Here is a 14,252-nt window from a genome sequence, read left to right as displayed (position 1 = left end):
CCTCCATGCGGATCGATATGTCGCGGGCGCATTCTACTTTCTTTGAAAAGAGATTACAAAAGCTAAATAATGGTGCGTGGGGAAGGGGCCTTCACCGCTGTGACTTGAATTGCAGGGAACTTTTGCTATTAAGTCAAAGATCACACTGACAGAGGGGGATCAGGAAATGAGACTTAAAGCTGCGTTGACAGGTTTCGTTCTTCTTGCCGCAACGACGTCATTTGCCGCCCAGGTGAAGACGTACCAGGTAACCGGCCCGGTGCTCGAGGTGAAGGACGACATGATCGTGGTGCAAAAGGGAAATGAAAAGTGGCAGATAGCGAAGGACCAGGGGACGAAGGTCACCGGCGACCTCAAGGTCGGAAGCAAGGTAACAGTCATGTACACGATGAAGGCGGTCTCGGTGGAGGTAAAGGCCGATACACCGGCCCAGAAGAAGAAAAAGTAGTTCCGGCATTGCATATGGCGATTCCAGCAAATCCCCAAATGCAAAGCCTGACCCCGGGTCATGGCGGCGTGAGATGCTTCACGCCGCTTTTTCGCGTCCGGCGCCGCAGAGTCCGGGTTTCCCTCACATTCTCTGTTGGAGCTATAATGTCCTTATGCAGGGGACGGCAGGGTGGAGGAACGGTTTGCCGTAGGCAAAGGTGAGCGGGGAGAGGTTCGCCCTCTCGATGCCGCAGCCGCCAGCCATTTGAGCGGAAGGAATCGGGACCTTTTCCCGCGGCGACACGGAGTCCAAAACCGCTTTTTGCGTTACCTCCCGCAATCGGGCAACGGCGCCAAGGAGGGTGGAGTTATCGATGGGAACGTCGGTGGGAGTCGGCTACAGCATCCTTAAAAACCCGGAAGCGGCGGGGAAAGAGGCGGCGCGAAAGGCGCTCGAGCAGAAGGGGCCAGGGAAGGCGGACTTCGTCTTTGCCTTTGCAACTGTCGGATACAACCAGCAGATCCTGGTGCGCTCCATAAGGGAGGCGACATCCGAAGCACCGCTGTGCGGTTGCTCAGGCGAAGGGGTGCTAACGCAGGGGATGGTTTCCGAAACGAACTTCAGCGTCTGCGTCATGGCAATCACCTCGGACGAAGTGAAATTCGACCGCGCCTGCATCGAGGACATCACCAGCGAGCCAGACTACGGGGGCTCTCGTCTTGCCGCCGAGATGAAGCCGTTTCTGCGCTCCGACAGTCGCGCCTTCTTTCTCTTTGTCGACGGCGTCACCTTTGACTTCGACCCTTTCCGCGCTGCCTTCGAAAAGGCCCTTTCCCCTGAGCAGGTACTCCCCCTCTTCGGCGGGCTCGCCGGGGACAACTGGGCCGTGCGCAAGACCTACCAGTATGACGACGACAAGGTCCTCACCCAGGGGATGTGCTGCGTGGTGATCTCGGGTGATGTGCAGGTCGCCTGGGGGATCAACCACGGCTGCGTCCCGATCGGCTCCAGACGCACCATCACCCGCAGCAAGGGAAACGTCATCTACGAGATCGACGGCATTCCCGCGCTCCAGGCGTTGAGGGAGTACGTCGAGGAGGATTGGGCGACCCAGTGGAACAAGATGTCGCTAAACCTCTGCCTCGGATTCAAGACTCCACAGCAGCTGAAGGAAGAGTACGGCGAGTACATCGTCCGCTACATGATCGGCAAGAACGACGACGATGGCTCGGTCACCATCCAGTCCGACGTTTCGAGCGGCACGTCGTTGTGGATCGTGCGCCGCGACAAGGACCTGATCCGGAACGGGCTGAAGTCCATATCGCGCCAGATAAGGGAGAAGACGGGAGCCCGGAAACCTAAGTTGGTGATGCATTTCGAATGCATGGGGCGGGGGAAGGTTGTTTTCAGGGAGCAGGAGAAGATCGAGCTTCTGCGCTCCCTCCAGGAAGATATCGGAACCGACATCCCCTGGATCGGTTTTTATACGTACGGCGAGATCGGCCCGATTGCCACCTCCAACTGCATCCACAACTTCACGGCCGTCGTCACCGCCGTCTACTGAGCCGGTCTCGGGGATGCTATGAGAAAAGACCCTGACAAGGTTACCCAGGAGCAGGACCGGATGATGGAGCTTCAGCGGGAAAACGAAACCCTTTCCCAGCAGGTGAAGCGCCTTATCATGGCCGAGACGAAGCTCTATGAGTACCAGGAGGAACTGGACGTCCAGCTGAAGGAGTACAAGGATCTTTACGAGCTGAACAAGAAACTGAACGTGACGCTGGACCTCGGCAAGATCTTTCAGTATGCAGTGGAGCATGTGGTGCAGAACCTGGATTTCGAGAGGGCCATATTACTCCAGCTGAACGAGGAAGCGGGAAGCTACCGGGTCTACGCCCTGGACGGATATTATGCTCCCGAGGAGAAAGACCGGGTGGAGCAATTAACGCTCGATCCCGACGCCCAGGTCCTGCGCCCTTTGTTCGACGGGGCGGAGTGTCTGATCTGCACGGATGATGCTGAAGGGGAGTTGACGGAGCTTCGCGCAAAGCTCCTCATGGATGAGTTCTTCATCTACCCCGTCGGTGCCGGCTCCTATCCGACCGCACTCCTCGTCGTCGGAAACTGCGCCGAGAGCGCCGAGTACTACCGGAAGGTCAACGAGGACGCAGCGCTCATCAGTATGGGTAACCTCGTCGGTCTCATCTCCACTTCGGTCGACAACTGCATCTTTTGCCGCGCGATGGAGCGGGCGCTGGAACATGAACGGGTCGCCGAGGCGAAGTACCGCAGCATTTTTGACAACGCCGTCGAGGGGATCTTCCAGAGAACCCCTGCAGGGAAGTACCTCGATGCGAATCCCTCTCTCGCACGCATGCTCGGATACGCCTCTCCGCATGACTTCGTCTCCTCTGTCACCGATGCCGGCACACAGCTCTACGTGAGGCCGGAGGTCTTTGCGGAAATCACGCGGCACCTCGAGGAGAAGGGAGCGGTGGAGAGGTTCGAGGCGGAGATGTACTGCAAGGACAGGAGCGTGATCTGGGTCTCCGTAAGCGCGCGCACCGTCAGGAACAGCGCCGGGGAGGTGCTCTACTACGAGGGGACGACGGAGGAGATCACGGAGCGCAAGAGGGCGGAGGAGGCGCTGCGGGAGAGCGAGCGGAAGTACCGCCAGCTCAGCGAGGCGCTGGAGCAGCGGGTTCAGGAGGCGGTGCACGAGTTGCGGCAGAAGGACGAGATGCTCGTCATCCAGGGGCGGCAGGCGGTCATGGGGGAGATGCTCAGCAACATCGCCCACCAGTGGCGCCAGCCGCTCAACATCCTGGGGCTTCTCGTCCAGGATCTCAAGATGACGAAGGGGATGGGAGATCTGACGGAGGAGTATATCGACAGCAACGTGAACAAGACGCTGGAGATCATCGACGGCATGTCGAAGACCATCGACGACTTCCGCTACTTTTTCAGGACTGACAAGGAGAAGATGGAGTTCAGCATCTACGACATCCTGCAAAAGTCGCTCTCGCTCCTTGAGGGTGGGCTGGCGGCCCACGGGATCGTCGTCGATGTGGAACGCAGCGGCAACCCCACCGCCGTCGGCTTCCCGGGGCAGTTTACCCAGGTTCTGCTGAACATCCTCATCAATGCGCGCGACGCCCTGATCAAGCGGAAGACGGCAGCGCCGAGCATCAAGACGAGGATATTTACCGAAGAGGGGAAAACGGTCGTGACCATAACCGACAACGCGGGGGGGATACCGGAGGAGATCATCCATAAGGTCTTCGACCCGTATTTCAGCACGAAGGGGCCAGAGCAGGGAACCGGCATAGGGCTGTACATGTGCAAGAACATCATCGAGAAGAATATGGGGGGCACCCTCAGCGCGCGCAACGCCGACGGGGGCGCGGAGTTCAGGATCGAGGTGTGACTCTCCCCCCGCTTGCCACTACCCGCCTTTTTGAGGCTCATCCGAGAATTCCGGGGAAGCCGTAGTATTTTCCAATGAACGCCGCACGAGGCCTCGCGTCCCCCCCTTTGCGAAGGGGGGAACGCTAGGGCTTCTGCAGTGCTTCGTGGCAATGTACCCACGCTCCCCCGGAATTCCCGGAAGAACCGCTTTTTCGCCATCGATCCCGCTTCCACTCGTTACTTCATTCTCCCGTCACTCAATCGCTCCCGCTTTTTTCAGCAATGCCGTCATCTCCGGGAAGGGGCCGGACGTGGCGTCTCGCTGCGCCGTGCTGATCTTGAGCGGCGTCACCCCCTGGGCGTCTTTTGCTGAAACGTCTGCGCCCTTTTCGATCAAAAGTTTCACGGCGTCGAGATTGAGGGCGGCGACGGCGCAGTGCAGCGGCGTATAGTTGATCGCGGTCTTCACATTGATCTCTGCTCCTGCGTCGATGAGCATCTTGACGATCTCCGTCTTCTTGATCCCCAACATGAGCGGCGTGTACCCCGACTTGTCGCGGGCGTTGACATCTGCTCCGTTGCCGATGAGGAGCTTCACCATGTCGGCCCGCCCGGTCCGGGCGGCCTCCATCAGAGGGGTATTGCCGTAGCGATCGCGGATGTTGGCGGATTTGCCGTGCTCCATCAGCATGCGCACCATCACCAGGTCGCCGTTCTGGACAGCCTGGACCAGTGGCGCATGCCCCTTCGGCGTCAGCTCCTGCAGGGGGGCATTGAGGTTTAGCAGGCACGACACGGAGGCGGGGAGGTCCTTTGCAATGCACTCCTGGATCAGTGAGGGATCGTCCGCCGCGCGGTTGAAGGAGAGGCTCGCGCCCCCCTGCACAAGGAGCGTGGCGATCTCCGTGTATTCCTTCCCGAGCGCGGCCTCCAGCGGCGTTTTCCCGTTCTCCACAAAGTTGGGATCCGTCTTCGCAGAGAGGAGGCGCCTAACCGTCGCCACGTCGTTTTGCTGGACGGCATGGAAAAGCTTCGAGGCGTTCTCCGCCGGCGAAAGAGACCCCGACGTCACTCTCTTCAGCTCTTCCTTTCCGCCGAAGAAAACGATCGGGATCGCTCCTGCCGCTAGAAGAAGGAGGGCCCAGAGCAAGGTTTTCATGCCGCCTCTTGCCGGAGCTCCCTCACCTGCTCCCTTGAGAGCGGCGGACGCGATCCGGGCCTGGCGGTGCAGGTACTTCTCCACCACGATCCCGCAGCGGGGACAGATCGTGAGCGTTCCGCTACTCAGGTAACCGCAGGACGGGCACTTCTCGGCATCTTCATCAACAGGGTTCGTGGTAGGAGCTCTATCCATGGGCCGCCTCCCTGCACTTTGTCTGCCTGCTCCCTAGTGGTGTCGCAACAGTGGCATGATGAAGTTGAAGAGAAAGAAGACGAACATTGCCAGCGTGACGATTATGGCGATCGGCCCCCCCTGGGTGGAAGACGCCGACGCCTTCCTGCTCTCTCCCAGATCCATGGAGCGCCCCCTCTGCGGCACGCCCTCAAAAAAGGTATCACGATCCCGGATAATTGCCTGCGGTATCAGTACCGGTGAGCGCGTAGTGACCCCTTCCATCTTCTTCACCGCCGTCCCGATGGCGAGGAACTCGATAAGCCCTCCCCCCAGCTGGTAGACGTGGATCTTCACCCCGACGACGTGATCGGCGCCGCAGCGGTCGGCGTCGCGCTGCACGCGGTCCAGCGCTTTCTCGCGCGCCTCGTACAGCAGGGAGGTGAGCGGGGTGACTTCGCCGCGCACCATCGACTGCAGTATCGACTTCAACCCCCCCACAATGCCGAGCGAGTACACTGAGACCCCCATGACCAGCCGCAGCGGCAGGTAGCCGATGTTGATCATGTTCCACATCTCCTCGTTCGTCATGTCGCTGGTGACGGGGTTCTGGGCGTAGGCGGCAAGGGCAGGGTGGTTTGAGGCGGTGCCGAGAAGGAGCATCTCCTGCGCCCCCATGAAGGGGGTGATGGTGGTGTTGATGCCGACGACCGCATTCGCCTTGCACTGGCGGGCTTCGCGGGTGATCCTCTCCAGGGCGAGGTGGCGGGTCTGGTCGAATATTTCCGAGTACTCGCGCACCTCCCCGCGGGCGAGGCTGCGGAAGAAGCCGCCGATATTGCCTCCGACGCCGATGGAGTAGGCGACGTTTCCGAGAACGTAGTGGACCGGGCGAAACCCGGCGTCGACCTGGCAGTACAATTCCTGTGCGTCCGCCGAGGTGGAAAAGGCGACCTTCTCGCTTTCCCCCGAGGAGCGGTGGATGAGGGACCCGATGGAGAGGAATTCGATGTTGCTGGCGTGGTTGATGAGCTCGGTGGTCACCCCGGTGACGCCGTACCCGCCGCACGCTTCAGCCTCCTTCAGCATGCGGCTTATGGCATTGACCCGGCCGTCGTGAATCAGTCCCGTCACCTCGGGGATCTCGCCGCCCACGAGGATGTTCAGTCCGGCGGTGAGGCTCCCCTTGATGCCGAGGGCGTAGACGCTGTTGCCGACACAGAGGTTCCCGGGGGAGAGCCCCATCTTCTGGAGGCAGAATATCTCGTTTCCCGAAAGGCCGCTTACCCGGCTGTGGGATCTGGGGTCATATCCGGAGACGTTGGGGGTAGCTCGGTTCAAGAAAGACCTCCTCGAAAGAGTGGGGTAGGGGCCCCGCCGGCACCGGTGCCGGAGAGACGCGAGGTGATCCTAATGTCTTTATGAAAGGAATGCAACTTCATAGGTGGCTGCTGTTCAGTAGCGTCCAAATACCCAAATGCAAAGCCTGACCCCTGGGGTCAGGCTTTGCATTTACGTATTCTTGGCGTGGCATTCGTCTTTCCTGTGATCTAAAACCTTAACTTTTCAGGGCTTTTTCTGTACTGTCTCTGGTGGCGTGCATGGGGTGCGCCGGTGGCGGCGATCGGACGGGAGGTGGAATATGTCAGTGTCGGTGGCGGAAGACAGGTCGATGTGCATTCAGCCGGATCAGGTGGTGAAGTCGGACTGGATCGAGATCGACTGCTGCAAGCTCGGTAATCATGCGATGATGACGCCGGAAGCGGTGGAGAAAAAGTGGAGGCGCTTGCTGCAACAGGGGGATGCCGCCTGCTGGCCGCCGATCGTCGGGCACTGGGAGGGGGAGAGGTTCATCGTCTGCGACGGCCGTCATGAATACATCGCCTCCCTCATGCTGGGACGCACCAGGATTTATGTGGCGTGGCTGGAGAAGAAAATGGAATCGACCATCCATGTCTTCAGGGAAGTAAGCTGAATGACACCGGGCGCATAGATGCGAGGTGCGCCCCCTCCTTTACCAACGATATCCTCAGTCCTTGCACTTCTTTTGAGGCAAAAGCGGCAGCACCCGAAACAGGGATGCTGCCGTTTTCATTTCTGCATCTCTTACTCTCTTGAGTCGACCACAACTCTTACTTCCTGCCTGCCGCCGGCTGCCTTGACAGAAGATGGCACCCCTCTACAATCGTCTTGACTTAAATCTCGCAAATGAGGGGCGATCATGTACAGATTCATTACGACGGCAGGTGTGGCGGCGCTTTGCCTGGTTCTCTCCGGGTGCTTGGGGATGCGCCCCACGTCAGGGGGAGGGAAGATCACGAAGCTCCCGGCGGGGGGTGAGCGGTTGCTGAATCCGGACGACGTTGCCGTGCCGGAGGGTTACCAGGTCGAGGTCGTCGCCACGGGACTAACCTTCCCGACCGGTGTCGCTTTTGATGAAAAGGGGACACCGTATGTGGTGGAGGCCGGCTACTCCTACGGTGAGGTGTGGGAGGTGCCGCGCCTTTTGCGGGTAGAGGACGGGAAGCTCACGGTGGTCGCCAAGGGGGAGAAGAACGGACCGTGGACCGGGGTGGCGAGGTACGGCGAGTCCTTCTACATCGCGGAGGGGGGGGAGCTCGAAGGGGGAAGAATTCTGCGCGTCGCCCACGACGGCACGGTTTCCGTCCTTGCCGACAACCTCCCGACCCGCGGCGATCATCACACAAACGGCCCGGCAGTCGGACCTGACGGCTGGATCTACTTCGGCCTCGGCACCGTCACCAACTCCGGCGTCGTCGGCGAGGACAACCTCAAGTTCGGGTGGCTGAAGCGCTATCCCCAGTTCCACGACATCGCCTGCCAGGACGTCACCCTCACCGGTGAAAACTACCGCACCCCCGATTTTTTGAAGGGAAGCGGCGAGGTATCGACCGGAGCCTATGTCCCTTTCGGCACGTCGACCTCCAAGGGAGAGGTCATCAAGGGGCGGGTGCCTTGTAACGGCGCGGTACTCAAGGTCTCTCCGGCAGGGGGCGCCCCCCAGCTCGTCGCCTGGGGCTTTCGCAATCCATTCGGCATCGCCTTTTCTGCCGAGGGGAAGCTTTTTGTGACGGACAACGGGTACGACGAGCGAGGCGCCCGTCCGGTGTACGGTGCGGGAGACCCCCTGTGGGAGGTGCAGCGCGGTGGGTGGTACGGGTGGCCCGACTTCAGCGGCGGCTTGCGTCTCGACGAAGGGAGCCAGTTCAAGCCGTTGCTTCAGGAAAGACCGAAGCTCCTGCTGGAGAAGTATCCCGCGCGACCTCCTCGTCCGGCTGCCTTGCTTCCGGTTCATGCCTCGGCAAACGGCTTTGACTTTTCCCGCAGCGAAGAGTTTGGCCACCGCGGCGAGGCCTTCATCGCCCTCTTCGGCGATCAGTCGCCGACGACCGGAAAACTTGCCGCTCCCGCGGGTTTCAAGGTCGTGCGCGTCGATGTGAAGACTGGGGTGATCCGTCAGTTTGCGGTCAACAAGGGAAAGAAGAGCGGCCCGGCTTCCGCCCTTTATAGCGGCGGCCTGGAACGCCCCGTGGCTGCGCGCTTCGACCCGACCGGAAAGGCGCTGTACGTGGTCGACTTCGGGGTGCTGAAGGAGACGGAAATGGGCGCTCTGCCGGTGCAGAAGACAGGAGTTCTCTGGAAGATTACGCGGACCGCGACCGGACGATGAGCCGGAAGATATGCAGAGACAGGAGGGGAAGATGCGCGTGAGGCTTTATGTTGCCGCCTTGGTTATGGTCCTGCTAGCGGGGTGCGGAACTGCGCGCCGGGGTGAGCCGATTGCAGAGCCCATACAGATCGATTCCCAGAAAGTGGCGCGCGGGGAGCGGGCCTACATGTACCACTGCAACAAGTGCCATCCCGGCGGCGAGGCGGGACTCGGATTTGCGCTCAACAACAAGCCGCTGCCGGCGGCGATGATCAAGACACAGGTCCGGGTCGGGGCAGGGGCCATGCCTGCCTTTTCGAAAGAACTTCTCCCCGACAACGAACTGGACGACATCGTGGCCTACCTCCAGACGCTCAGGAAGAGCGACGGGAAGTAGAGCATCTTGCCTTCCCCCCATGTATGCTCGGGGCTCACCTTTCCGCACAGGGAGAGCCCCCGGCGGAACTCAAATGACCGCAGCGTCACGGTTTAGCCTCGTCTGCACTGACCATTGGCATTGAAGCCGTTCTCGTCCGGCACCGCGACCGGCTGCCCCAATAGACCCCCATTATCACCATCGCACCCCCCAGAAGTTGAGCAGGGATCAGCTTTTCCTTCAGAAAGACCGACGCGAGCAGTGCGCCGAAGACAGGCACGAGGTTAACGAAGGCTGCGGCCCTGGCCGTCCCGATCCTCTGCACTCCCTGATACCACCACACAAATCCCACCACCGTCCCCAGAAGGGCCAGTTGCACTATTGCCAGCCAGCCGAGGAAGGAGAAGCCCGGGACAGGCGCCCCGGCTGCCGCATGCTCAAGAAGCGCAGCAGGTATCAGGAGGAGCGTGCCGAAGGCGGATGCATAGGCTGTTGCCGCGAGAGGGGTGAAGCTCGCGAGGATCTTCTTTCCGAGGATCGAGTACAGCGCCCAGCAAAGCGGCGCCCCCAGCATGATAACGTCTCCCTTGTTGAACGAGAGGCTGGAGATCACCTGCAGGGACCCTTTGGCAACGACGACAAAGACTCCCGCAAGGGAGAGGGTGATGCCGGCGACCTGGACGGAGTTCACCTTCTCCCGCAGCCACAGCGCGGAGAGGACCGCGGTGAGAAGAGGGTTTATCGCCACGATCAGCGCGCCGCTGGTGGCGGTAGTGAGCTTGAGCCCGGTGAAGAAGATGGCGTTGTAGAGAAAGACGCCGGTGAGGCCAAGGCTGAAGAGACCTGCTGCCTGCCGCAGGCTCGCCGGGACAGGAAAGGAGTGCCCCTGGCGATGTGACTGCAGCGCGGTGAGGAGGGCAAGGACCACCGAGGCGATGAGGAAGCGGCAGCTGGCCGCAAAAAATGGTGGAGCCTCGCTGACTGCATAGCGGGCGGAGACGAAAGTTCCGCCCCAGAAGAAGGTGGTTACCACGAGTTTCCAATATACGCTGTTGATGGTTTTCTCCTTTCCAGCGCCGCTACGGGGTGAGCCTCCGCCAGCCGTTAATGTGGTCACTGTAGGCCGGGATAAGCCGCCGGGCGTTCCCGGCAGTCCACCCATGGACGCAGTCGGCACCAGCGCATGCCGGAAACGCTACGCTTATTCCGGCCTACATATCAGCGCGCCTAACGCGACGCTCTCGCCAGCCGTTGATGTGGTCACTGTAGGCCGGGATAAGCCGCCAGGCGTTCCCGGCAGTCCACCCATGGACGCGGTCGGCACCAGCGCATGCCGGAAACGCTACGCTTATTCCCGCCAACAGTCTGGACGCACTGCCGGGCGCTTTAGCTTTCGAGAACTATGGAAACTATGGAAAAGATAGGGGACGCGCCCGTACAGACACGTCCCCTTCATGTTCCGGCTATAAAGGAAGCTCCCTAGGCCGGCGCCGCTGCAGCGTTTGCCAATATCTCCTGCACGACCGCGTCGTCCGGGGCCTGCGACTGCGCTTTCTTCAGGTGCTCCAGCGCTTCCTCTCTCCGTCCCAGCCGGAGACAGGCGCTGCCGAAGTCCTTGTGAAGGTTCGGGAGCTCATCGTCTATCTGTGCTGCCGCGGAGAAGTGCGACAGCGCTTCCGCGTTGTCGCTGGCGGCGAGGAGGTTCCCCATTGCGTGATGCGCCTCCGCAAATGCAGGGGCAATGGCGATCGCCTTGCGGTACAGCTCGAGTACCTTTTCGATATTGCTGCCGACTGACTGCTCGGCAGAGGCAAGACCGAAGTACGCCATGGGGAGATTGCTGTTCAGCGCGATCGCCTCGGTGAAGCACTCGCGGGCGCTGGCAAAATCCTCCATCAGGAGGTGGATGTTCCCAAGGTTGATTTTTACAAAGGGAGAAGAGGGATCGAGCTTTGCGGCCGCGGTGCAGCGGGAAAGGGCTTCCTCCAGGCGGTTCACCCTCAGAAGCGCCGCGCCGAGGTTGTTCTGGCAGTTCACGTGGTCGGGATTGAGCCACGCTGCTTTTTCGTAATGCGGTATCGCCTCTTCGTTGCGCCCGATATCCTGGAGCAGAACCGCGTAGGTGTACATGGCGCCCCAGTGGTTGGGGGCGACTTTCAGCGCCTGCTGGAGGACGGACTCTGCATACTCGTACATGCGCAGATCGTGCAGCGTGTCGCCGAGCTTGTAGAGCACATTTGCCCGATCCGGGACGAGTGCGGCGGCGACCTCGAAGCAGACCCCGCACTCCTGGACGAATCCCTGCTGTTTGAGGTTGTCCCCCAGCGCCTCGATTATGTTGGCAACTGCAGGGATGCTGATCAGCGGCTCGTGACCAACCTGTGCGACCAGGTCGAGGGAAAGGGCGTGGGACATGCTCTCGCCGGATGCCGCGATGCGCCGGCTGATGGTGCGAAGGGCTTCGGCCGCTTCAGCGGTCTTTCCGGCTGCCGCGTTTATGGCTGCCGCAAAAAACGGTGCAAGATTGTCGTCGGGGACGGCTTCCGCAATTGCCTGATACGCAGTCAGTGCCGGGGCGGTGTCGCCGCGCAGGTGCAGATCGAGAGCAGAAACGAAACCGGCTACCCCAGGTTTGGCTGCGGAATTTTCCTCTTTGTTTCCGAAGATGTTGCTGAAAAAGCCCATGTGTCCTTCCTTTAGTGATTTGCGGCTTACGACGTGGCATCGGTAATTTGCAGAGATGAAGCGGGAGCTAGGTTGGACATGTTGACTATCTTACTTTCATTCGCAAGTCAACTAGATCCTGACCTTTCGAAGATGCGAATTGTCGTCATCGGCCCCCTCCAGTTGGCGCCAAGGCAAATCCCCCCTGCCCCCCCTTCGCGAAGGTTCATCCGGGAATTCCGGGGAAGGCCGCTCTAATCTTTAGAAAGAAGTAGTCATGGTCCCGGAAGCCATAGGCCATTCTCTTGATCACTTTGATCTTGTTGTTGATGCCTTCGAGGATGCCGGTGTGCAGTTGATAAAGGCAGTGATTCAGGATGCCCTGGAGGTAGGGCTGCAACCGCTTTGCAAACGTCGTGAGCTGTTCAATATTGCTTTCCATCGCTCGTCGGTGCCACTGCTCCCAGAACAGCTTCGCTTCCTCGGTACACCTGAAACGCCATAACTGTTTGAGGTCCTCTTTCAGCAGATAAACCGTCAGGAGGTTCTGGTTTGCTTCCAATAGTTCCTGCAAACGAAGCATGTCGTCACCTTTGACATTCCGGCTATTCCGCAGCAACAACCACCGCGAGGTTCTGATTACCTTGCGGGCTTTCTTGTCATCTTTGAGGCGGTCCGCTTCAGCGTTGCGGACCTTGTCCAGGACCTCTCTGCTGTACTTTGCTACGACATGGAAAAGGTCATAGACGATTGCGGCCTGAGGGCAGTTAGCTTTCACCTCCGTCTCAAAGGCACCATTCATATCCATAGCAACGGCTTTGAGTCGTTTGCACCCCTCTTCCCCAAGTTGCTGAAAGAACGGACGAATGCTCTCGCGGCCCCTCCCCGTTGCCACGAACAGCACTTTCCTGCGGTGCGGCTCCACGATGACAGTTGCATAATCGTGCCCCTTTCGAAGGGCAAATTCGTCCATGCCGATTACCTCGACGTCCGAGAGATCAACGCTGCCGAATCCGTTTTGCAGAGACCGTTTGTCGATCTCCTTAACCTGATCCCAGGATAGCCCGTAGAACTCTGCCACCTGCTTTATTGGGAGAACGCAGCACAACTTCGCTACGCTCTCAGCAAGTCTGGCTGTGACGCGAGCGTACTTCTCCAACCATGGCAACGCCTCAAGGACAGGTCCGCATCGGGGACACCAGAGTCTGCGACGCCGAACCCTCAGATACGTTTGGGCATCCAGTATCGGCAGGTCGCGTATGAGTCGGACACTGGTGTCGTGAACCCCTGTGCAGCGCTTACCACAACTGGGGCACAGCAACTTCTCCTGAAACCTTGGAACCAGCACTATCTCGAACCGTTTCTGCTTGTCTGTGCCTGAAGTGGTGACCTTGGCAATACGATATCCTTCCCACCCTCCGAGATATGATATAAGATCGGTTTGCGACAACGGCAGCCTCCTGAGTATTTGATGTTGGGGAACCTCAAAATAACCCAGTGCTGTCGTTGTCGCTTTATTTTTTTTAACTTTCCCCAGAATTCCCAGAAGAACCTTCGCAAAGGGGGGAACGTTGGGCCTTCTGCAGTGCTTCGTGGCAATGGGCCCACGCTCCCCCGGAATTCCCGGATGAACCTTCGCAAAGGGGGGGACGCGAGGTCTCGTCTGGCGCTTCGCCAACCCTTCGCAAAGGAGGGGACACGAGTTCTCGTGTAGCGGTCAGGAGAAGACGCGGCAATGGCGGGAGCTATAATTAGGTACTGGTGCCATAGGCAAGGGCGAGAAGCATGACAGGAGGTTCCAATGGGTGCTACACGGTACCGCGTGAGGCTGGCGCGTCCGGTTTTTCAGACGGTCGTTGTCGAGGTGGAGGCGGAAAACCGGGACGAAGCTTTGGCAAAGGCTGTGAGTCACGCGGGGATGATCCCTGATGAAGAGTGGAGCGGTGCTTTTGACGGCGAGAACTATATCTATGAGACCCAGCAGATAACGGAAGTGGAAGACGCCCCGGATGATGCTGCTGTATTTGCCTACACAGTCGATCGTTACACCCGCTACCTTTTGCTGAAGGCAGACACTTTCCTCGGGGAAGGGAGTGTCATTGCTCAGCCGTGGGTAAAAACCGTTTCCGGCAGTGTCATTTCGGACCTGTGCTCCAACTGGGCTGCAGAACTCGCAAAAGCAAGAGACGGAGGTCCTCTCACCGTTGTTGAGCCGGAGAAAAAACGACCGGAGACCACCGGCCTCGCCAAGGTCATCCCGATCAAACGCTCCGGTCCGAAACGTTGACCTCTTCCAGAGTGTGAATCGCCTCGGCTGGACTGCTGCGCGGTTGCCATTTATCCTCACTTCTATACATCGGAGAGGGCGGAC

12 protein-coding genes are annotated in these 14,252 nt (G+C 59.7%); 7 read left to right on the top strand and 5 right to left on the bottom strand.

Going from position 1 to position 14,252, the window contains the following annotated elements:
• Positions 1 to 166: 166 nt before the first annotated feature.
• The 3 genes from LPW11_RS04530 (at position 167) to LPW11_RS04520 (ending at position 3,857) form a co-directional block, all read left to right on the top strand.
• On the top strand, positions 167 to 448 hold the full coding sequence (locus LPW11_RS04530) for a hypothetical protein (protein ID WP_230996946.1): 282 nt from the start codon (positions 167 to 169) through the stop codon (positions 446 to 448).
• A gap of 355 nt (positions 449 to 803) precedes the next feature.
• Positions 804 to 1,994, top strand: a complete 1,191-nt coding sequence (locus LPW11_RS04525) for an FIST signal transduction protein (RefSeq protein WP_230996945.1) — start codon at positions 804 to 806, stop codon at positions 1,992 to 1,994.
• An 18-nt stretch (positions 1,995 to 2,012) separates the two neighbouring features.
• Positions 2,013 to 3,857 (top strand): sensor histidine kinase, encoded by a 1,845-nt coding sequence (locus tag LPW11_RS04520; RefSeq protein WP_230996944.1) that lies wholly within the window; start codon positions 2,013 to 2,015, stop codon positions 3,855 to 3,857.
• A gap of 234 nt (positions 3,858 to 4,091) precedes the next feature.
• Here LPW11_RS04520 and LPW11_RS04515 read toward each other — a convergent pair whose 3' ends face one another.
• Together LPW11_RS04515 and LPW11_RS04510 are read right to left on the bottom strand one after the other, a co-directional pair.
• Positions 4,092 to 5,192, bottom strand: a complete 1,101-nt coding sequence (locus LPW11_RS04515) for an ankyrin repeat domain-containing protein (protein WP_230996943.1) — start codon at positions 5,190 to 5,192, stop codon at positions 4,092 to 4,094.
• A 33-nt stretch (positions 5,193 to 5,225) separates the two neighbouring features.
• Positions 5,226 to 6,512, bottom strand: a complete 1,287-nt coding sequence (locus LPW11_RS04510; RefSeq protein WP_230996942.1) for a heavy metal-binding domain-containing protein — start codon at positions 6,510 to 6,512, stop codon at positions 5,226 to 5,228.
• Positions 6,513 to 6,813: 301 nt separating this feature from the next.
• Between LPW11_RS04510 and LPW11_RS04505 the strand changes: the two genes are divergently transcribed.
• From LPW11_RS04505 to LPW11_RS04495, 3 genes are all read left to right on the top strand, one after another.
• Positions 6,814 to 7,146, top strand: coding sequence for a hypothetical protein (locus LPW11_RS04505; RefSeq protein ID WP_230996941.1), 333 nt, complete (start codon positions 6,814 to 6,816; stop codon positions 7,144 to 7,146).
• Positions 7,147 to 7,392: 246 nt separating this feature from the next.
• On the top strand, positions 7,393 to 8,862 hold the full coding sequence (locus tag LPW11_RS04500; RefSeq protein ID WP_230996940.1) for a PQQ-dependent sugar dehydrogenase: 1,470 nt from the start codon (positions 7,393 to 7,395) through the stop codon (positions 8,860 to 8,862).
• 31 nt (positions 8,863 to 8,893) lie between these two features.
• Positions 8,894 to 9,238, top strand: coding sequence for a c-type cytochrome (locus tag LPW11_RS04495; protein WP_230996939.1), 345 nt, complete (start codon positions 8,894 to 8,896; stop codon positions 9,236 to 9,238).
• A gap of 85 nt (positions 9,239 to 9,323) precedes the next feature.
• On the opposite strand, the gene LPW11_RS04490 is transcribed toward LPW11_RS04495, so the two are convergent.
• From LPW11_RS04490 to LPW11_RS04480, 3 genes are all read right to left on the bottom strand, one after another.
• Positions 9,324 to 10,250 carry a DMT family transporter gene (locus LPW11_RS04490; RefSeq protein WP_230996938.1) on the bottom strand — a complete coding sequence of 309 codons (927 nt, stop codon included), beginning with the start codon at positions 10,248 to 10,250 and terminating at the stop codon, positions 9,324 to 9,326.
• Between the two features lie 446 nt (positions 10,251 to 10,696).
• Complete coding sequence (locus tag LPW11_RS04485; protein WP_230996937.1) at positions 10,697 to 11,902, bottom strand: tetratricopeptide repeat protein; 1,206 nt, start codon at positions 11,900 to 11,902, stop codon at positions 10,697 to 10,699.
• 205 nt (positions 11,903 to 12,107) lie between these two features.
• Positions 12,108 to 13,331: an ISL3 family transposase gene (locus LPW11_RS04480; RefSeq protein ID WP_230996936.1), complete on the bottom strand. Its 1,224-nt coding sequence runs from the start codon at positions 13,329 to 13,331 to the stop codon at positions 12,108 to 12,110.
• A 351-nt stretch (positions 13,332 to 13,682) separates the two neighbouring features.
• Between LPW11_RS04480 and LPW11_RS04475 the strand changes: the two genes are divergently transcribed.
• The gene (locus tag LPW11_RS04475; RefSeq protein WP_230996935.1) at positions 13,683 to 14,168 is read left to right on the top strand and encodes a hypothetical protein; all 486 of its coding nucleotides are present in this window, start codon (positions 13,683 to 13,685) and stop codon (positions 14,166 to 14,168) included.
• Positions 14,169 to 14,252 lie beyond the last annotated feature (84 nt).

It is taken from the genome of Geomonas sp. RF6 (genome assembly GCF_021044625.1).
GTDB lineage: Bacteria > Desulfobacterota > Desulfuromonadia > Geobacterales > Geobacteraceae > RF6.
This window is presented reverse-complemented; position numbering and strand designations above follow the sequence as displayed.